We start from the raw sequence: 18,308 nt of genomic DNA, 5'->3' as shown, positions 1-18,308 counted from the left end.
TTGAGCCCGGCTCTCTCCAGACTTCCTGCGCCAGAACCGAGGTTCGAGCTCGCTTGCCATCGGGGCTCACCGCCACCCGCTTCGTGTCGCGACAGCGTCGGCTTCAACGCCACACGGTATCCGTGGTGGCGAGTTCACCCGCGGAGACTCGGCGAAGCGGGATGCACCATAGAAGCCGCCGACCGGTGTCATGAGCATCTGAAGGCAGCTCATTCGGGGAGCGGAGCGCTGATCGTCCAGGATCCGCTGAAATCGTCCATGCTCCAGACCTGCTCGCCCGGTTTGACCTTGAGGGTGATCTGCTTGCTGAACGGACGGCGGTAGGTCACCCCGGCCCGCGCCATGCGAAGGTCTGCGCTGTACGACAGATTGATCGCCAGCAGGTTCGTCTCCTCGTCGACGTATAGGACGGGAGACCCGATCTGCTCGTTGACCAGCTGCGGTCCGTTTGTCGCGAACTTGTAGCCGCCCCAGTAGGCGTTGAAGTACGTCAACACCTGGACCTCGCCGGCCTCATTTTCGTCGCCGGCGAGCGCCTTCTTCAGCGTCTTGCGCCACTCTTTGAGCAGGCCCGGATGCATGTGCAGCTCAGCCGACCGGAAGTCCGCGACAGCGTACTTGGCCTTGGGCTTGAGACGATCCATCTTGAACGTTTCGGCACGCAGGAACTTCACGACATCGCCGTACGTCCTCTGGACGTTGGCGGCGCCGAACTTCTGCGCCACGCCCTTGCCGATCACCGGCTCGGCGATGAGCGCCGTGGTGCTGTACGCCCCGACGGCCTTGGACATTGTGGCCAGCGGGCGGGGCGACGACGACGTCTTCGAAGAGGTCGGGGACGCGGTCACGGCCGTGGAAGCGGAGATCGTGGGGGAGGCGGTGGCCGTATCGCCGTCCGCGCAGCCGGTCAGTCCGGCGGTGAGCAGTGTGGCGACCAGCGAGCCCAGCACCAGCCGGCCACGAAAGGAGAACATGGCCAGAGATAATCATCGAAGGAAGATCTCGCGTCAATGTGAGCAGATCGCGCCGTTGCAGCACCGCCGACGTCCGGTCACATCGACTAGAAGCCAGCCGCAACCGCCCAGACCGGCGCGTGCGACTCCCCGTTCCGGCCGACGATCGGCCCTCATATGCTCCCTGTGCGAGATGCCCGTGCACAACCATGTTGACGACACGCCCGCACCGTCAGCGACGGTGAGATGAGTTGGCGAAGCTCAGCTTCGTCCGGCCATCACTGGAGTTCGCGCCCTTCTTGAAGGCGACGGTCATCAACGACTCGGAATTCGTCACGGCGGCGAAGTCGACGTACTTGCTCTTCATGTCGGCATGTCGGTTGTTCAAACGACGTCACCGCGAACCGGGACGGAGCTAGACGCCGCCTCGTATCGCGTCTAAAACTTTGTGATACAGCGGCGGGAATGCTGGATCGCGTAGCTGAAAAAGGTGGCACGCTAGTCGACTCTTGCGTCGCCGCGACTGGCCACAGAACGGAAGGTACTTGAGCGAGGCCCGCCCAAGTACCTTCCGTTGTCAGCTGTACGTCAAGATCCAGCCCGAGTCCCGGAGACTAGCCGTACTCGGAGGGGGTCGTCAGCGGAGCTGACCGTCACGGTGCCGGTCGGCCGAGGTGGTGACCTGCGGCTTTCCTGCGCGGGCGTACGCGGTCATCAACGTGGTCGCGCCCACGTCTTGCGGCCAAGCGGTGGTCAACGGATCTGCTTCAGTTGCACAGTGCGAAGTCGACGAACTGGACGACGTGGTCGGCCGCGGTCTGCGGGTCCGGTACCGCGCCGGGCAGGGCGGTGACCGCCACCGACGCGGCCCGGCCGTCTTCGGTGACGCCGTCGCGGGTCTCGTACCCGTAGATGTCTCCGCCATGGCCCCACATGAGCCCGCCGCAGCTGAGCGGTGTGCTGATCAAGCCGAGTCCGTATCGGGCGCCGGGCCACATCCCTGTGGCCGGGACGGTCTTGCGCATCTCGGCGAGCTGAGCCGGCCGGAGCAGCCGCCCACCGACCAGGGCGGAGAAGAACGTGTTGAGGTCGGCGGTGGTGCCGATGAGGCCACCGGCCGCCCAGGCCCACGACGGGTCGAGGATCGTCACGTCCCGCAGCGCGCCGCCCGGCGTGGCCGCGTGGTAGCCCCGCGGATGCGGCTCGCGGATGCCTTGGTCGCCGATGGCGGGGAGGTAGGTGTGCCGCAGGCCGAGCGGGCGGATGATGCGGCGGGTGACCTCCTCACCGTAGGGGCGGCCGGTGACCCGTTCGATGAGTAGCCCGGCCAGCAGATAGTTGGTGTTGCTGTAAGCCCAGCTCTGGCCGGGCGCGAAGTCGGCCTTGGCGCTCAGGGCCAGATCGAGCAGGTCACGCGGCGGGACGTACCGGTGCTGAACCGGGAAGATGTCCTTCGCCAGATAGGTCGTCGCGTAGTCGGGCAGCCCGCTGGTGTGCTGGAGAAGCTGCCGTAGGGTGATCCGGCGCCCGTCGATGCCGTCGCCGAGTACCAAGCCGGGCAGATAGGTTTCGATGGGTTCGTCGAGCCGTACGCGACCCTCGCCGACCAGTTGCAGCACGACCACCGCGGTGAAGGTCTTGGTGTTGCTGCCGATGCGGACCTGCCCACCGGGTCTGACCGGCTTGCCGGTACGGACGTCGCCCACGCCGGCCGTGTAGTCACGACCTCGCACGGTTGCCGACGCGCCGGGGAAACCGTCCTCGGCAACTAATCCCTTGAGGTGCGAACGGACGGCATCGCGGTTCGCGGCGACGGCTGGTGTGCTGCCTGCGATCACGGCACCCGCCGTCAGCAGCGCGGTCATAGCCACGCTGATGCGGCGTTCGGGGTGGTGGTGGAACACGGGAAACTCCTTGATCGTTCGGACTGATCGAGCATTGCGGGAATCGTTTCCGGCGGCCATGAGGCCATCTGGCGGGTCTCTGGGGGTGATAGCCCTACCTTCGGCGCGCTCAGTCGTCGCCCAGTCGTGCGTGCAGATGCATGTCGTGCCAGCCGTCGATGTGGCGGGCCTCGCGCCGCATGGTGCCCTCGTAACGGAAGCCGGTGGTCTCGGCGACCCGGCAGGACGCGGGGTTGGCAGTGGAGTGGGTCAGCGCGATCCGGTGCAGGCCCAGCGTGCCGAACGCCCAATCGGTCAAGGCGGACAGAGCACGGGACGCGAGACGTCGCCCGCGGGCAGCACCCAGTAGGAGATCTCCGCGAAGCCGTCCGCCAGACGCAGCCGCCGGAAGCTGATCTGACCGGTCACCGCGGCGCCTTCGGTCACGGCCCAGCCTGCGCCCGTCTCGTCGTGCCAGCGGCCCGGCCAGTGGTCGATCCACGCCGAGGCTTGTTCCTCATCCATGGCGCGGAAATGCCACTGCCGGATAGCCGGGTCGGCATCCTCGTCCTGCAGGTGAGGGACAATGGTGTGGGCGGCGCGGACGCCTCCGCCGGGACCGGGCTGACCGGCCTCGCGGATCGGCTTGCCGTGCTGAACGGGCGCATGCGGATGTCCAGCCCACCCGGCGGCCCGACTCTCGTACTGATGGAGATCCCATGCCCCTTCGGGTGACCCTGGCCGAGGACTCCGCCCTCCTGCGCGAGGGTCTGGTGAGCATCCTCGGCCGGTTCGGGCACGACGTCATCGACGCGGTGGCGGACGCCGACGCGCTCACCGCAGCCGTCCATGCCCAGCGTCCGGACATCATCATCACTGATGTCCGGATGCCGACGGGCAACGCCAACGACGGGCTCCGGGCCGCCGTACGGCTGCGCCAGTCCTTCCCCGGCCTGCCCGTACTTGTCCTCAGCCAGTACGTCGACCAGTCATATGCGGCGCAGCTGCTGGACTCCGACGACGGCGATTGCGTCGGCTACCTCCTGAAGGACCGGGTCGGCGCGGTCGTAGAGTTCAATACCGCAGTGGAACAGGTCTCGGCCGGGCAGACGATCGTCGATCCGGAGGTGGTCCGCCAGCTGATCAGCAGGCGGCCGGATCCCAGGCAGCGGCTCACGGCCCGCGAACTTGAAGTTCTGGCGCTGATGGCACAGGTCCGGTCCAACGACACGATCGGCAAGCGCCTGCACGTCACGGACGCGGCGGTCAACAAGCACATCGGCAACATCTTCAGCAAGCTCGACCTACCGACCACAACCGACGGCCACCGGCGAGTGCTTGCAGTGCTGGCCTACCTGCGGAGCTGACCCGCCCTGTCACCAGGCACTCCGCTGTGGGAGCCGAGGCATGGTCGAATCCACGGCTGGGACATGCAGGCCGCTTCCGCCGTCGTCCGCCTCCTACGGGCGCTGGACCTGAGACCGTTCGCGGGCGGCGTTCGCCTCGGCTCGATCGGTTACTGCGCCGGCAGGCTGTCGAGGTGGTGCCGTAATTCCGCGACGGCCCAGCCGGGGCCGAGTGCCGGGTCGTGGACCAGGTGGAAGGCCAGGCCGTCGAGCAGGGCGTGCAGGCGGCGCGCGTGCTCGGTGAGCCGGGGCCGTGGCATGTCCATCAGCATCCCGAGCAGCGATTCGCAGGCCGTGGCGATGAGGGCGTGCGAGGCGGCGAAGGCCGTCCGTACGGCCGGGTTGGTGAAAGCCAGCGCGCCGACGGTGAGGAAGACCTCCGTCTCGGCCCGCCGCTCGGCGTCGAGGGGAAGAAGCTGCTGGAGGCACTGCTCGACGTAGTCGTGCACCTCGCCACCGGTCGGCAGCGCGTCGAGGCGGCCCTGCACCCGGTCGCCGACCACCTGGAGGCAGTAGGCCCGCAGGGCGTCCTGGGTCGGGAAGACGCGGCGGAGCGACGCGGTGGCCAGGCCGGCCTCGTCGGCGACGTTGCGCACCGACAGGGCGAGGAGGCCGTCGCGGGCCAGAACCCGCCAGGCGGCGTCGGCGATGTCTTGTTCGCGCTGGCTGTGGTCGATGAGCCGGGGCATGCGACGAATGTACACGACCGTGTTAGCATAATTTTTGTGAACACACTCGTGTTAAAAAAGCGTCGTTGGCTTCTCCTGCTCCTCACCCTCCTCGTGCTGGCGCCGATCGTGGCGGTGGCGGTGGAACGGATCCAGGTCGCCGTCGGCCGGGCGGCCCATCCCATGCCGGGCCAGCTGGTGGACGTGGGCGGACACCGGCTGCACCTGATCCGGCAGGGCAGCGGCGGCCCCACCGTCGTCCTGGAAGCCGGCAGCGGCGAGGCCGCCTCCTCCTGGCAGACGGTGGCGGACAGCCTGGCCCCACAGACCACCGTCGTGCGGTACGACCGCGCCGGCTACGCCTGGAGCGAAGCCGCCGACACCGCGCGCACCGGCGAGCACGTCACTGCCGAACTGCACGCCGCCCTGGCCGCCGTCAACGCCCCGAAGCCGTATGTGCTCGTCGGCCACAGTCTCGGCGGTCTCTACGCCCGCGAGTTCGCCCAGCGGTACCCGGCCGACGTCGAGGGCCTGGTCCTCGTCGACGCCCGCCCCGAAGACGACGCCCGGCGGACCGCGCCGCTGCTGTCGGGCGGCACCCCGGCCACCGCGCTACCGCCCTGGATCCTGGCCAGCCTCAAGGCCGTGGGCGCGTTGCGCGCCGGCGGCGGAGCCCTGCTGGACGGCCTGGTGCCACCCGACCAGCGCCGCGAGTTCCTCGACGTGACGGCGGCGCCGTGGAGCTACTTCGCCACCAAACAGCGCGAGGCCGACCTCATCCACCTCACCGAGGACGCGGTGCGAGGCCAGAACCTGCAAGACCTTCCGGTACGGGTCATCGCGCGCGGCCGGCCCCAGGACTACGAGGCGGCCGGCATCGACGCCGCCACCGGGGCCGAGCTCGAGCGGATCTGGCAGGACGGCCAGCGCCGGCAGCTCACGATCTCCCGGCGCGCGAAGCTGATGGTGGCCGAGCGCAGCGGTCACCTCGTCCCGCTCGAACAACCCGGCATCATCGTCGAGGCCGCCCGCGAGGTCATCGCCGAGGCGTCGGCTTCACGGTAGGCATCGGCCTCGTGCAACCTTGAGCCGCGCGAAGGGGCCAGGGTGGGTGTGAAACAGGACAGCAGTTCGGACGGGTCCGAGCGCGACGAGCAGTTCCACGAGCTCGTGGCCGATCGGCGTAAGTGGCTGCTGCAGACCGCACGGCTGCTGACGGTCGGTGATCCGCACCTGGCAGAGGATCTCGTGCAGACGGCGCTGACCAAACTCTATGTCTCCTGGGCCGCGTACCGGCGGGCGGACAACCCGCCTGCGGCGCTTGGCCGGTCCCGCCGACGACACACCGGCCGGCGTCATCGAGGACGACCTGGCTCGCAGACGCCGCGCCGTCCGGCGCAACCGGTTCTTCCGGGTAGCCGCCGGGTCGGCGTTCAGTGTCGCGGCCGTCCCGGCCGCCCTGTCGCTGGGGCCCGGGCTGGTCGGCGGCCCGCCGAAGACCCACCCACCGTGGCGCGGAGCGCTGACGGCGTGGCCGCGGGTATCAAGCTGGTCAGTTACACCGGGGAGCAGCCCCGCCTGTTCACCATCGACACGGTGCCGCAGGGGTTCTTCATCCAAGCCCAGAACGAGTACGAGCTGGTCATCGCGCCGGAGCAAGCCCGGACCCCCGACCCGGCCAAGCCGCAGCTGTCCGATCCCAAGGTCTATACCGACAAGATCGCGGTCTACCTGCAGAGCAAGGACTTCACGGTGGAGCCCACCGGTGACGAACAGTTCACGATCGGGAACAAGCCGGCCGCGCTGCGTTCCATCCATACCGACGACGGGACCCCGGACGAGGGAACCATCCCATCTCACTGGACCTGATCCGGTCGCCTTCGTCGCGGACCGATTCAGCGTCGGGCTCGGACCACCTCGTATGGTCTGCTCGCCGCTGCGCCGGGACCGGGCCAGGACTACCGCAGCACCCAACCCCGCCGGCCCACCCCGACGATCACCACGTCGTATCCTTCGCCGGCTTGCTTCACCATGGTTCTGCCTCTCGTCCCCGTGCGCTGATACGCAGTGCTCTCGAGCGACGATGCAGCGACTTCTCCAGGCTGACAACAAAACTTGCGGGGTTGGCAAACTGGTTCCACACGGACGGACCTCAACGAGCTGCCAGCTGCCTCCAGCAACAGTTTCGCGCCGGTCAGCTATCGAAAGCTCTAGGTCTTGGGTGGAACCTCACGAGACTTCGGACAGAAGTCAGCCCGGCATCGATAACCGGTTTTCGACCCACTGCTCCGTGGACTCCGCTGGCAAGGCGAACGCCGTCCGGGGAGAACTCAGACGCTGGCTTCGACGAGCTTATGGCGAACTAAGGAAGCGTACGATTTAGGGCTTGAGCCGTGCTAAAACTAAAGGCTGTCAGGCTCGACGCCATCTGGCGCGGGTGTCACCCGACTTGGAGCTGCACTTCATTAAGGTGCCAGCCGGGGTGTGGCCGTGGGCACCTTCGGGAGAGCAGAATGCGCCGGGGTGCACGTTTTTCACGGAGTCGCTGTCCGCCGGACCGTCGGCGCCCTTCATGGCTTCGCGCCACGCGCCGGCGTGGGGGTGCGACGGGCAGAGCAAGAGGACGCCGCTGTACAGGGCGATCTGGTCGTCGGCCATGCCGAAAGTGCCGGAGAGGTAGACGTCAGTGGAGCTGGCCGAGGCGCACTCCTGGACCAGTGCCGTGATGTCGGACTCGCCGTTGTCGGCCTTCTTCAGGGCTTGCTTCTGAAGAGGCGTGGTGGCTTTCACGACCGTCTCCGGACTGCCGCTTACCGCCGAGATGTCACAGGCGTACTCTTCAAGTTTCCAGACGGCACGGAAGTCGTAGATGCCTTTGGCGTCGGACGTCACGGTGAACGTCTGAGTGCTGGTCTGGAGTTGGTCTGTCGAGCAGGTCAGTTCGATGCTGTTTTTCGGCGGCGCCGAAACGGACGGGGTCGATGACGGCGAGGCGCTGGCCGACAGTGAAGCGCTGGCCGACGGCGCGGCGCTGACTTTACTAGGCGTGGCAGCGGCGGCCGTGGACTGCGGTTCAGGGGTCGACCCACTCGCACAGCCGGTGACGAACAACGTCACGGTTGCCATCCCGGGAATCAGTAGCCGGCTGATGGCGTGAGGCAGGCGGGGCATAGTTTGGGCTCGCTCCTCGTTCGCGGCTGGCGACTCGGCGGCCATCTTGTCGCACCGTTCAAGGTTCAAGTATCGACTCGGCGCCCGAAGTTGATCACCGATGGTTCACAATCGTCTATCTGATCGGGGGATGCTCTGCAACGACGGTCTGTCAATGAGCGGAGTCGGGTGGTGGCCAGGCCGGCTTCCAGCCGGTGCAGTTGATTGCCCACTGGGCGTGGATCCGGTTTGGATTCGGCCCCGCGTCGACAAGGCGGTAGCCATATGGGACCGCTGCCGAGGTGACGACCCTGCTCACGCAGCTGAACAGCCATCGCCTGAGTGGTCCACCGCCACGTCCGCAGCACGCCTAGCCCGAGTTGAGACTTGCTCGTCTAGCGGGCGTGGGCGTGCCTAGGGTGGGGTCTGTCAGCGCTCGTAGGGCGACTTGTAGTTCGCTAGGTCGGCTTTCCCGGCGCAGTTCGCCATGATCGGCGTGACAGCCTCTTTGCCGGCTTGAAACTGGATTTCGCCGCTATCGCCAGCCGTCAGCCTGCGGTGGATCGCGTCGAGCGGATAGACCAGTTCGCCCGCCAGTGCGGCCGTCTCGGTGTCCAGGTACGGCATCGCGGCGCTGATCTTGCCGGAAAGAGCCTGGAACTCGTCAGCCGTGGTGGGCTTGCCCTGGCTGTAGGCGCTGACCAGGTTGATCCAGTCGACGGAGCCTTCAACTGCCTGCTGGCATGCCTGGTTGATCGTCATCGCCTGGACCGTCGGGGACGGTGACGTTGTCGTCGGGGCTGCGAAGGTTGCCGGGGCGGTCGAGGCGGCTTCGGCCGGAGCCGTCGGAGTGTCGGAGCCGCCGCAGCCGCCGACGGTGAAGGCGATCAGGGCGGCCGCGGTGAGGGCGGTCATGCGGGGCGGGGTCACGCTGTTCTCCGGTTGAAGGTGCTGGGCAAGGCGACGGTACGAGCCCGCGTCGACTGTAGTTGATCTTGGAACGCGGCAGATCGTCCGTTCAGACATGGGCGTCAACAAAGCCGACTGGAACATGGAGTAACGGCCGGACGCCGCCAGCCGGGACGCCGAAAACCGTCTAATCTCCTCGCGCGGGTGACGGTGTGTCGCTCGCACTGGGGATCGAGGCGCATTTACGCGTCATCGTCGACGGCATGCTGTGTCTCTTCGGCATCGACGTTGTCTTCCTCGGATCGAGGTGACGTCCATGCCGGAATCCTCGACCGACTCCGATCGGCCGGACGATCTGTTCACAGCGTGGCTCGATCAGACACCAGGCCGGACCCGTGGCCGCGGGCATCAGAAGCGGGAGGATCCGGGTCCGATTCGGTTTGCTTTCTACGGTCGGATGTCGACGACGGGCTATCAGGATCCGGTGTCGTCTCGGCAGTGGCAGTGCGACAACGCGGTCAGGCTGATCGCCGGCTCCGGCGTGATCGTGGCCGAGTTCTTCGACGCGGGCTACTCGCGCAGTCTGCCCTAGCATCAGCGTCCCGCCGCTGCGAAAGTGCTGGCGGAGGCGGTGCGGGGTGATCGCAGGTTCGACGCGGTGGTGGTGGGGGAGTACGAGCGGGCCTTCACGGCAGGGCAGGCCTACCAGGTGATCCCTTATTTGCAGGGGTATGGGGTGGCGGTGTGGCTGCCGGAGGCGGACGGGCCGATCGATTTGGACGAGCCGGCTCATCAGGCGTTGCTGACGTTGCTGGGTCATCAGTCGGAGCGGGAGGTCCTGCGGTTTCGGATGCGGACGACGACGGCGATGCGGGCGCAGGCTCGTGATCAGGATCGGCATCTTGGTGGCGGCCGCCGTACGGGTATCGGCTGATTGACGCCGGGCCGCATCCGAACAAGACGCATGCGGCGTGGGGGAGAAGAATGCATCGCCTCGACGTTGATCCGCCGGCCGCGGCCCATGTGCGGTGGATCTTCGCGCGGCGGCTGGCCGGAGTCAGCACCGCGGGGATCGCCCGCGAGTTGAACGAGCGTCGGATCCCCTCACCGGCGGCTCACGATCCGATCCGTAATCCCCACCGGGTGGGCACGGTGTGGACGTTGCGGACGGTCGCTGCGATCCTAGGCAATCCGCGGTACACCGGACGGCAGGTATGGAACCGGTAGCGTACGAACCATCACGAGAGCGTGCCTGGCGACAAGCGCTCGAGCCTTGGCATCACCCGAGACTGGAATCGGCGCTCGGACTGGATCATCTCCGCCCGGCTGACCCATCCGGCGCTGATCAACGACGCCGACTTTCTGGCCGCCCAGCAGGTCAGTGCGGTCAGCGTGCCGGCGATAACCGTGTCCGTCGTTATCGGCTGACGGGGTTGCTGGTTTGCGGGATGTGTGGTCGGCGGTTGGAGGCGCATTGGGTGCATGGCCGGGCGGGATATCGCTGCCGCCACGGTCACAGCAGCGCTCGCCGCCAGGGGGAACGGCTGCGAGCGATCTACTGGCCCGAGCAGCGCATCCTGACCGAATCCTTGCACCAACTTGTCGCCGTCGGCGTGCTGACGCCCTCGACAGGTGCCACGGAACTCGTTGCTCATCTCCGCGCAGCCGACGCCGTGATCATCTGCGCGGCAGGTCAGCTCCGCATCGCGGCGCACAACGGCGAGACCGGATCATCGCAAGCGGCCGCTCCGCGGATCCCCGCTCAGAGGAAGGATGCAGAAAACCCCCACCACATCCATCCCCGAAAGGAATGAATCTGGTGGGGGTTAACGTGTCCGGAGGGGGAGTTGACCACATGAATTCCGCATCCGCGCCGACGGCGCGTGCTCATGTGGTGATTCTACCTTGTCATGTGGATGGAAGTCCAACTGTCATGAGACATCATACTCCCGGCTGATTTCGTTCATACTTGCTTTATGGATCGGCGCTCATTCCGCATTGTGGAGGCTCTCGAGAAGGTGAGGCGGACGGAGGCGTTACGGGTCAACGTGCAGTTCGGCCGCGGATAGCTGCAGTCTTGGCATGGCCTGGCGCCCGCCGTCTCAAACGAGGACTCGGCTGGGTGGAGTCGCACCTGAGCAACTCTTGTCTGTCGCAAGTATCCGAGCGGTGGCGGGTTTGTTAGCCCAGAACAAGGCCGGCGCCTGTCGCGCTCTGGTGTCAGGAGAATGGGCGCCAGAGCAGTAGATGTACGTCGTCGTCGTTGTTGGCCATCCCCGCCATCATGCCTACGTCGTTCATCGCCCGGATGTAGTGGTGGTGAAACTCCAGCGCCGGTAGGAGTTGGGGCGAACCGAGGGCTGTGGTTCGGAATGGAGTGAAGTAGCCGTCGACCTTGACGCGGCCGGTGATTTCTAGGCGATCGTTGGCGGCCGTAGGAGAAAAGCCGAGGTTTGTGCTGACGCGTCGCCAGGTCCGCATGTCGGTTGAATGAAGAGGGAACTGCTCCGTTCCCTCTTGGCCGACGCCGACCAGGTGGCCGGTGGATGTGATGAACAGCGGGATGACGGCGTCGTCTGTCGGCTGGATCTCGCCGGACGAGAGGTTCCAGATGAGTGTGGCCCGTCCCCAAAACCCGGTGCGGGCCCAGACCAGTGCCAAGCCATCCGAGTTGGCGTGAACAGTCCTGCCGCTCTCGGCGCCAGCAAGGTCCATCAAGATCGAGATGTCGCCGGAGGCGCTCCAGGTAGCCGGTCTGAATCGGGTGCCATCGGTGTGGTCCTGGTTGATGGCGATTGTGCCGCATGTGGTTCCGTTTGTGGTGACCGCAGCGACCTCGACTTCTCCCATACTGTGGGGGACATCGAGGCGGACGGTTTCGGCTTCTCGGATCAACAATGGGGTTCGCTGGTTGCGATGTTCGGACAGGAGCACGATGTCGCCGGCGGGGCTCATCGCGGCGTAGGGGTCGGGTGAGGAATAGCCGAGGTATCGTTTGCCCTGCTCTTCGTGCCACGTCCAGTACTGGTAGGGCGGTTGTCCGTCAGGGTCGCCTGTTGCGCAAAGCACGGAGCCGTTTTGATCGATCCCGAACGCGCGGGCGCCTGGTCTGCCAGCTTCGATTTCGATGAGTTCATATTCAACCGACTGGACATTGACGATTTTGCGGGTGCACTCGTAGGGCGTCGGTGCGGCGGGCTTGTTAGTGCCGAAACTGCTATTGACGATGACGGGAGAGCCGCTGAGTCCGAGTGACTCAAGTGCCGACGACAAGTCGATGCGGTGCCCATTCATGATGTGGTGCGACTCGACGCCTTGGTCGTTGTAACTCTGGAAACCTCTCCCGCTAGCGTCCATAGAGATAACGGTGCAGGGTTCGCTTATCGGACCGTCAGGGCCGGCGGACCGGGCGGCCGCGCGGTTGACGTCGGCGATGCCGAGCCGGACTCTGGCCGCATCACCGCCATGGTCGCGCAAGAGCTGCTTCAGCGTGGCACGGTTGGGCATTGATACAGCTGAAGGGCTGCCGGTGAAGAATATAATCGAGGTTTTCGGGGACCTGAGCGCCGCCCAGCTTGTAACCATTTCTGGCATATCTTTCGGGAGCGCCTTGCTGTCGATGCGCTGGAAATTTGAGATTGCGGCTACGGTGGGTTTGCCCTTAACGAACGCGGCCGCGATGAAGGTCAAGCGATACCGCTTTCCGTGCCGACGCTCTAAATCCTTGAGATAGGCAGTCCCGCGGGACCGCAGGCGTTCGACTACTTCATAGAAGTTGAGGTTGGGCGAGCCTTCGAGCCAGGCCATGACGAGATGAGCTGTGGTCGTGGGGCTTCCTGGCTCTTCAGAAGCGATACCGGTGTAGGAGACGAACCCATCGAAGCTGCGGTATTGCAGTTTGATTAACTTCATGGTCGAGTTGCTGATGGGCTGGCGGTCACGGGAGAGACGATAATCCGAGGATTGGTAGATGCGCGACGCCGTGATCACCGTGATGTTCAAAGTCATCGCTTTATGTCCGGTCGTACTGGGGTTCGCTTTCGGTGGTGGGCAGTGCTGAGGCCTTGCTTTCGCTGTCGGCGTTCGTGGTTTCGGTTGTTCGGTATGCGTGTGCATATTTGGGTAGTACCCTGCTGGCAAGGCGCTCCGTAGCTTCGCGGGTGGCTTGCCGGACGACGAACCTTGCGATCGATGTCCGGGCGAGGCCGGCGGGGCGCTCGGAGAATACAAAGACTCCCTCGTTGAAGCCTTCGTCCTGCTTGATCGTGATCAGTTCGGTGCGAACGCTGATGTACAGCATTCGATTCGACTTCTTGATCAGAGATTCGCCGGTGCCGTGCAAGACAACTCCGATGAGGATCGCGCCGCCGCACAGCCAGTAGAACGGCGTCATGGACTTGTCGGCGTGAAACACGAGATGCCATTTGTAGGCTGCGATGGCGAGTAGGGCGGCTACGGGTAGGCCGACCGCGGCTCGGAGTTCCCCTTCGGCGCGAACCCGGTCGTAGTCCATGAACACGTCGGGTTTCTCGCTGCGTAGTACCAGCTCGGCCCGTTCGAGGCGGCGCCGTAGAATTCCGCGTAGCTCTGAGTAGTCGAGGGCGGAACGTGCGAAGGCGCGGCGGGCGTCGGCGCTGTTCGACAGGTGCTCACGAAGGACTTGTCTCAAGTCGTCGTCGGCGTGGTCAGCGCTCTTGCGGCGTGACAGATGAAGATCATCAAGGTTCCTGAGGGCCTGGAAGCGTTGCCGTTGGTGCGGGTCGGCAATTGCGTGTACGTCGGCGAGGGTCACGCCGACGGCGTTGGCCGTCTGATACAAGGCTTTACGGCTGAGCTTGGCGACCGCGTCCGGCAGAAACTCGGGGTTGCGGTCGAAGTACAGCTCGAGCTCTTGGTCGACCAACTCGTCGAAGATAGGCGAGTCGGCCTCGTACGCGTGGCGCATGTGAGCGTACGCCTGATCCGCCTTGCCCGCGATGACCCTGAACACTGTGCCAAGACAGTCTTCCAGGGAGGACCAATAGGTTCCCGTGGCGAGTCGTTTCCAACGGAGCAGCGCCCAGAGGGCCACGATCATGAGGGCGCAGAAGACGTAGACGAGGAAGAACCGCGCGACGGCGAGCATGACCACAAGGACGATGACCACCCCGGCCAGGCCCGCGGCGAACATGACCAGCGCGCGGATCGCTCCCAGCGCAGCGTTGAGCAGGATGCCGGCGACGTACACGAAAAAGACCGCAACCGAGATGATCACCTCGGTGGGAAGCTTGGCGATCTGCGTGGAGGCGTCAGCGAAGATCGTTTTGTCCCACACGGCGGATGGCAGGAGCGAAGCGGCCAGCCAGCCGGTGATCGCCCAGATGAGCCCGACCGAAAATGGTGTCCGCGCGTCCCGCAGGCCGGGCACGATCTGGCTGAGGATATTCACTCTCGCCACGATAGGGGAGCGCAGTCTGTGCTCTTGTCGAGCGCACGACACTGCCGCCTCGCGGCTTCGATGCGAAGACGTCGATGCGGGTCCCAGGCGTGGCTGCCGCCGGGATCCCGCTTCTGTGTGCTCGGCAATTGAGACTTAGTAGTTTCCATCGTCTCTGGACGGGCCGTTGACATACGGTCGATGGCCAGCCGGGATGTTGCGCCACTTGTCGTCGGCGCTTGGCCAGTACCGCACCCCGCGCTGGTCGGTGTGAGCGGACGCCCCGGTGCTCTGGTCGGTACCGAGATTGAGCCGTCACGTAGTGCCTTGCGGTAAGGATCTCGCTACTATCCGAGTTGATGGTGGACGTGGGCTCCTTTCTGGATGTCGGCGACAAAGTCGCGTCCATCGTTGGGGGAACCGCGGGCGTCCTCGCCGTCTTGATCGCTCTTCGCGCAGGCGCGAAGTGGCGCCGTGGCTCCCGTAAAGGTCCGATCGCTACGTTGCTGGTAGCACAGCGTGCCGATGCGGCGCGCCATCGATACCGGTTCTTCGGGGAGCATGTACCCGCCCTCAACGAACTGTACGTGCAGCCGAGGGCGCAGTTCGGCGATCCAGGCGACGTACAGCGGACCCGGACGATCCAAGCCGCGCAGATCCTCAGTATCCATCGACATGCGGTACTGCTCGGCGGTGCCGGGGCGGGAAAGTCGACCTTTCTCGCCACCGTCGCAGGTCAGTTAGCAGGTCAGGCTCTGTCCAGGCGATCACATCCTACGGCCGCGATCATTATCCAGGCTACTGACCTGCTCAGGCGCTCGCTGCCCGAGGCCCTTAGCCATGCGGTGCGACGCGATTTCTCCATAGAGATCAGCCCGGAGACCTTCGACAAAGCCGTAAGATGGCGGATCCTGGTCGACGGGCTCGATGAGATCGTCGATGCGCAGGAGCGTTCGGAGGCCCTGTGGCAGCTACGGGACTTGATGTCGGCCCCGAGCAGCCATCGTTTCCTGATCTCCTGTCGTCCTCTGACCGAGCCGGAGCTCGCCACCCTGCGAGGGCCGGACATTGGCACGTACGACCTGCGTCCCTTCGACCGCCGGCAGCTCGACGAATTCGCCAGGCGGTGGTTCGCGGCGCGTCATCCGGGCGACCGGAGGCACGCCGACGAGATCGCCGGTCGTTTCCTCGCCAGGGTGGCGGGCGCCCGCCTGGGGCCGGTGGCACGCGTTCCGCTGCTGGCGACCATTGCCGCCCTCGTTCACGAATCGGATGACAGCGGCACTCTGCCGACCAGCCGGTCGAAGTTGTACGACCGATTCGTCGACCACCTGCTCGACGGCAGACAATCACTGGAGAGGTTTCGTGACGCGGTCGATCCGGACCTGCTCAAGAAGGGTATCGGTGGTAAGAAGTTCGCGGAATGGTTGTGGCCAGATCTTCGGAATCACGCGACCGAGCTCCTGAACGTCTGCGGGGCCGCTTGGGTCGCCGATCCCGAGGTACGGCTGATCAGGGTGGCCGCGGACTGGCTTCGCGAGCATGGGCCTCTAGATCCGATGGCCGTCACACCGGACGGCGAGCGCCTCGTCCGCCAGCTTCTGCTCGCCACCGGCGTCTGCGTGCTTCGCGGCGAGCGGGTGGAATTCGCCCATCAAAGCTTCGGAGAGTACTTCGCGGCCCGTGCCGGCGCGGCGGATATCGAACTCGGCGCCTGGATGGAGCTGGCACGCGATCCCACGACCCGGAGCTTGGCCACGTTCGTCGCCGCCCGCCGTCTGGACGCGGACGCTTTGGCAACGGGCCTACTTGAGGTCGGCGCCACGGCGGCCGCTGGCGACCTGCTGGTGGACGGCATATCCCTGCCGGCGGAGACTCGGACCCGGATCCTCGATGAGCTGCTAACCCACGTCATCGGTGAGACGGACCAGGCGCCCGAGGCGCTGCGTCTGCTCGCTGAGCTGAGCCTCGACAGCGAGGTGCTGAACCGCCTGGCGGAGACCGCGCGGGAATCCAGCCTGTCGATCTGGCCCCGTGCGTTGATCGCCGATCAGGTGGCCAGCCTGGACTCAGAACTGGGTGACACACTGCTGCGACAGGTCGCTGAGCAGGGTGACGGCGTGGTGCGATCCTGGATCGCCGATGCCCTGATGGAGCACGGCGGCAGGGTGGATGTGCTGATGCGTACTCCGTTGGACGATGAGGGACCGTCCGATGAGTCCCGACCGCTCGGGGTCCTGGCCAGACAGGCACTTGCGCGGCGTCTTACTGATGTGCGCGCCACCGAGTCCGAGCGCCTGGCTGCCGCGCGCCAGCTTGCCCTTGGCGGGGACCTCGCGCCGTTGCAGGCCATGGTTGAGGCGGTCGACATTGACCCTGTCGATCGAGTACGGGCTGCCTCTGCCCTTGCGGATGCGGGCCAGCCCGAGCCGCTGCGGTCCGCATCCGGTTCCGATTCACCCAGTGCCGCCTATGCGGCTGCAGTAGCCCTTTTTGAACGTCAGGATTTGACGGCAGAAAGGGCGTTGCACGATGTCGTGCACCGGTTTGCTTCCTACCCGGTCGCGTTTGGTGCCGCTTCTCGCGCCGCCGACCTAGGAGATCGCATACCGCTGCGGTGGCTGGTCCGCAACGCTGGCCAGCCGCAAATCCAGCTCGCCGCGGCGCGCCGGCTGGCGGCTCTCGGTGAGACCGCCGCCCTTGGTTGGTTGCTCGAGGAGGAAAACCTCGAACCTGCCGTGGAAGCGGTTGCTCTCGCTGAGCAGCTTTCGGCGGGTGATCGGGCGGCTTTGCCCCGCCTGTCGGCCGTGATGAGCCGCTGGGGCCTGGCCAGCAGACGGCAGATCGACGTGCGGATGCTGTTGGCCGTGTCCGGTGACGAGGCGGCGCGTGCAGCGCTCTATCGGATCCTGCGACGGCCGTCAGACTCGTACAGCACGGTTCAGATCGCCACTTCCCTGGCACGATCGGGAGACCCACGAGCGTTCGCCTGGCTTCGGTCGGTTGCCTACGACCCCAAATGGCCCGATGTCGCACGAGTACGAGCTGCCGCAGCTCTTACCGCCCCCATGCCTGGGCAATACAGAACTCCTGGGGCACACAGGGACGTGGTGGACTATCTCGTCGGCACGGCGTCCAAGCCGAATCTCCGAGTACGTGCCGCGACGATTGCGCTTCGCCAGTGGGATGATTCTCGTCCACTGTTTGCGCTCGCGAGTGACCAGACCTTACCTCCGGATGCTCGCGCAGACGCTGTGCAAATCCTCGCCGATCTCGCGCTCGGCTCGGACGTCCCCGAAGCGCATGAGTTCTACCTCATCGACGCCGCGCGTCCTGCTCACCGCCGGACGGACCGGGCAACCGAGAAGGAACACGTACCGCCGGCGCAGCGGCGATACCTGGCATCTCTCGCCGAAGACGACCCGACACCGGACGTCGTCCGTATAGCGGCGGCACCGCTCTTGCCCGACGCAGATAGCCAGCGAGTGCTGACCGCTATCGCCGACACGGCGAGAACGGCAGAGCGAAGGCTTGCGGCCATCCGGCGGCTCGATGCCGTCAACTCGGCAGCGGCGACCGAGGCGTTCCGGCGCCTCGTCTTAGATCGCGGTCTGCTCCGCCCCTATCGGTGGTGGCTAATCGCTACTAACATTGATCTTCTGCCAGTCGACGACGCGGACTTCCTAGAGGTATTGCTGGACAGCCCCGGGGACCGTTGGCTGGTCTTCCGCATCGCTCGGCTCTCCGTCAGTGCACCCGAGCGAGTCCTCCCATCGCTGCGCCGGGCGTAGCTCGTAGTAAGAGAGCCAGCTCCGAGCATGCTTGTTGGGGTCTGCTGCACCGGCAGGTGACAGATCAAGTCACGCGGCCTGACTGGCCGGTGGGGTCATGATGGTCTCGTAGTCGATAGGGGTCAACCGGGC

General features: G+C 65.7%; 16 protein-coding genes and 4 pseudogenes. 11 read left to right on the top strand and 9 right to left on the bottom strand.

The genetic code is table 11. The features are described 5' to 3' along the window. Positions 1 to 209: 209 nt before the first annotated feature. The 4 genes and pseudogenes from AB0C26_RS35520 to AB0C26_RS35505 all read right to left on the bottom strand — a co-directional run. Entirely contained in the window at positions 210 to 974 is a 765-nt protein-coding gene (locus tag AB0C26_RS35520) for a hypothetical protein (RefSeq protein WP_360256666.1), read from the bottom strand. Positions 975 to 1,185: 211 nt separating this feature from the next. Beyond that, a complete protein-coding gene (locus AB0C26_RS35515; protein ID WP_360256663.1) occupies positions 1,186 to 1,320 on the bottom strand; it encodes a hypothetical protein in 135 nt (44 codons plus the stop codon). 400 nt (positions 1,321 to 1,720) lie between these two features. Further along, positions 1,721 to 2,818, bottom strand: coding sequence for a serine hydrolase domain-containing protein (locus tag AB0C26_RS35510; protein ID WP_360257127.1), 1,098 nt, complete (start codon positions 2,816 to 2,818; stop codon positions 1,721 to 1,723). Between the two features lie 148 nt (positions 2,819 to 2,966). Further along, a pseudogene (locus AB0C26_RS35505) lies at positions 2,967 to 3,397 on the bottom strand (GNAT family N-acetyltransferase); the annotation flags it as partial. Here AB0C26_RS35505 and AB0C26_RS35500 point away from each other — a divergent pair. Continuing rightward, positions 3,398 to 3,571, top strand: a pseudogene (locus AB0C26_RS35500) (sensor histidine kinase); the annotation flags it as partial. After that, a complete protein-coding gene (locus tag AB0C26_RS35495) occupies positions 3,568 to 4,203 on the top strand; it encodes a response regulator transcription factor (RefSeq protein ID WP_360257125.1) in 636 nt (211 codons plus the stop codon). The pseudogene AB0C26_RS35500 and the gene AB0C26_RS35495, both read left to right, overlap by 4 nt. A gap of 149 nt (positions 4,204 to 4,352) precedes the next feature. Here AB0C26_RS35495 and AB0C26_RS35490 read toward each other — a convergent pair whose 3' ends face one another. Next, positions 4,353 to 4,931: a TetR/AcrR family transcriptional regulator gene (locus AB0C26_RS35490; RefSeq protein WP_360256661.1), complete on the bottom strand. Its 579-nt coding sequence runs from the start codon at positions 4,929 to 4,931 to the stop codon at positions 4,353 to 4,355. A 48-nt stretch (positions 4,932 to 4,979) separates the two neighbouring features. Here AB0C26_RS35490 and AB0C26_RS35485 point away from each other — a divergent pair, with 48 nt between their 5' ends. Together AB0C26_RS35485 and AB0C26_RS35480 are read left to right on the top strand one after the other, a co-directional pair. Next, positions 4,980 to 5,975 (top strand): alpha/beta hydrolase, encoded by a 996-nt coding sequence (locus tag AB0C26_RS35485; protein ID WP_360256658.1) that lies wholly within the window; start codon positions 4,980 to 4,982, stop codon positions 5,973 to 5,975. 105 nt (positions 5,976 to 6,080) lie between these two features. Beyond that, positions 6,081 to 6,194: pseudogene (locus AB0C26_RS35480) on the top strand (SigE family RNA polymerase sigma factor); the annotation flags it as partial. Between the two features lie 1,128 nt (positions 6,195 to 7,322). On the opposite strand, the gene AB0C26_RS35475 reads toward AB0C26_RS35480, so the two are convergent. After that, positions 7,323 to 7,802 carry a hypothetical protein gene (locus AB0C26_RS35475; protein ID WP_360256655.1) on the bottom strand — a complete coding sequence of 160 codons (480 nt, stop codon included), beginning with the start codon at positions 7,800 to 7,802 and terminating at the stop codon, positions 7,323 to 7,325. Between the two features lie 13 nt (positions 7,803 to 7,815). On the opposite strand from AB0C26_RS35475, the gene AB0C26_RS35470 reads away from it, so the two are divergent. Beyond that, positions 7,816 to 8,067, top strand: coding sequence for a hypothetical protein (locus AB0C26_RS35470; protein WP_360256653.1), 252 nt, complete (start codon positions 7,816 to 7,818; stop codon positions 8,065 to 8,067). Between the two features lie 422 nt (positions 8,068 to 8,489). Here AB0C26_RS35470 and AB0C26_RS35465 read toward each other — a convergent pair whose 3' ends face one another. Continuing rightward, on the bottom strand, positions 8,490 to 8,975 hold the full coding sequence (locus AB0C26_RS35465; protein WP_360256651.1) for a hypothetical protein: 486 nt from the start codon (positions 8,973 to 8,975) through the stop codon (positions 8,490 to 8,492). A gap of 310 nt (positions 8,976 to 9,285) precedes the next feature. On the opposite strand from AB0C26_RS35465, the gene AB0C26_RS35460 reads away from it, so the two are divergent. From AB0C26_RS35460 to AB0C26_RS35440, 5 genes and pseudogenes are all read left to right on the top strand, one after another. Further along, positions 9,286 to 9,561 (top strand): hypothetical protein, encoded by a 276-nt coding sequence (locus AB0C26_RS35460; RefSeq protein WP_360256649.1) that lies wholly within the window; start codon positions 9,286 to 9,288, stop codon positions 9,559 to 9,561. 15 nt (positions 9,562 to 9,576) lie between these two features. Next, positions 9,577 to 9,903: pseudogene (locus AB0C26_RS35455) on the top strand (recombinase); the annotation flags it as partial. 50 nt (positions 9,904 to 9,953) lie between these two features. After that, the gene (locus AB0C26_RS35450) at positions 9,954 to 10,196 is read left to right on the top strand and encodes a recombinase family protein (RefSeq protein WP_360256647.1); all 243 of its coding nucleotides are present in this window, start codon (positions 9,954 to 9,956) and stop codon (positions 10,194 to 10,196) included. A gap of 21 nt (positions 10,197 to 10,217) precedes the next feature. Next, on the top strand, positions 10,218 to 10,397 hold the full coding sequence (locus AB0C26_RS35445; protein ID WP_360256645.1) for a hypothetical protein: 180 nt from the start codon (positions 10,218 to 10,220) through the stop codon (positions 10,395 to 10,397). A gap of 20 nt (positions 10,398 to 10,417) precedes the next feature. Beyond that, entirely contained in the window at positions 10,418 to 10,783 is a 366-nt protein-coding gene (locus AB0C26_RS35440) for a hypothetical protein (RefSeq protein WP_360256643.1), read from the top strand. Positions 10,784 to 11,189: 406 nt separating this feature from the next. Here AB0C26_RS35440 and AB0C26_RS35435 read toward each other — a convergent pair whose 3' ends face one another. Together AB0C26_RS35435 and AB0C26_RS35430 are read right to left on the bottom strand one after the other, a co-directional pair. Then, positions 11,190 to 12,977 carry a hypothetical protein gene (locus AB0C26_RS35435; protein WP_360256641.1) on the bottom strand — a complete coding sequence of 596 codons (1,788 nt, stop codon included), beginning with the start codon at positions 12,975 to 12,977 and terminating at the stop codon, positions 11,190 to 11,192. A 4-nt stretch (positions 12,978 to 12,981) separates the two neighbouring features. Next, positions 12,982 to 14,397, bottom strand: a complete 1,416-nt coding sequence (locus AB0C26_RS35430; protein WP_360256638.1) for a hypothetical protein — start codon at positions 14,395 to 14,397, stop codon at positions 12,982 to 12,984. Between the two features lie 347 nt (positions 14,398 to 14,744). On the opposite strand from AB0C26_RS35430, the gene AB0C26_RS35425 reads away from it, so the two are divergent. Beyond that, positions 14,745 to 18,176 carry an NACHT domain-containing protein gene (locus AB0C26_RS35425; protein ID WP_360256636.1) on the top strand — a complete coding sequence of 1,144 codons (3,432 nt, stop codon included), beginning with the start codon at positions 14,745 to 14,747 and terminating at the stop codon, positions 18,174 to 18,176. Positions 18,177 to 18,308: the final 132 nt, after the last annotated feature.

It is taken from the genome of Actinoplanes sp. NPDC048796, from assembly GCF_040650035.1.
Taxonomy (GTDB): Bacteria; Actinomycetota; Actinomycetes; order Mycobacteriales; family Micromonosporaceae; genus Actinoplanes.
This window is presented reverse-complemented; position numbering and strand designations above follow the sequence as displayed.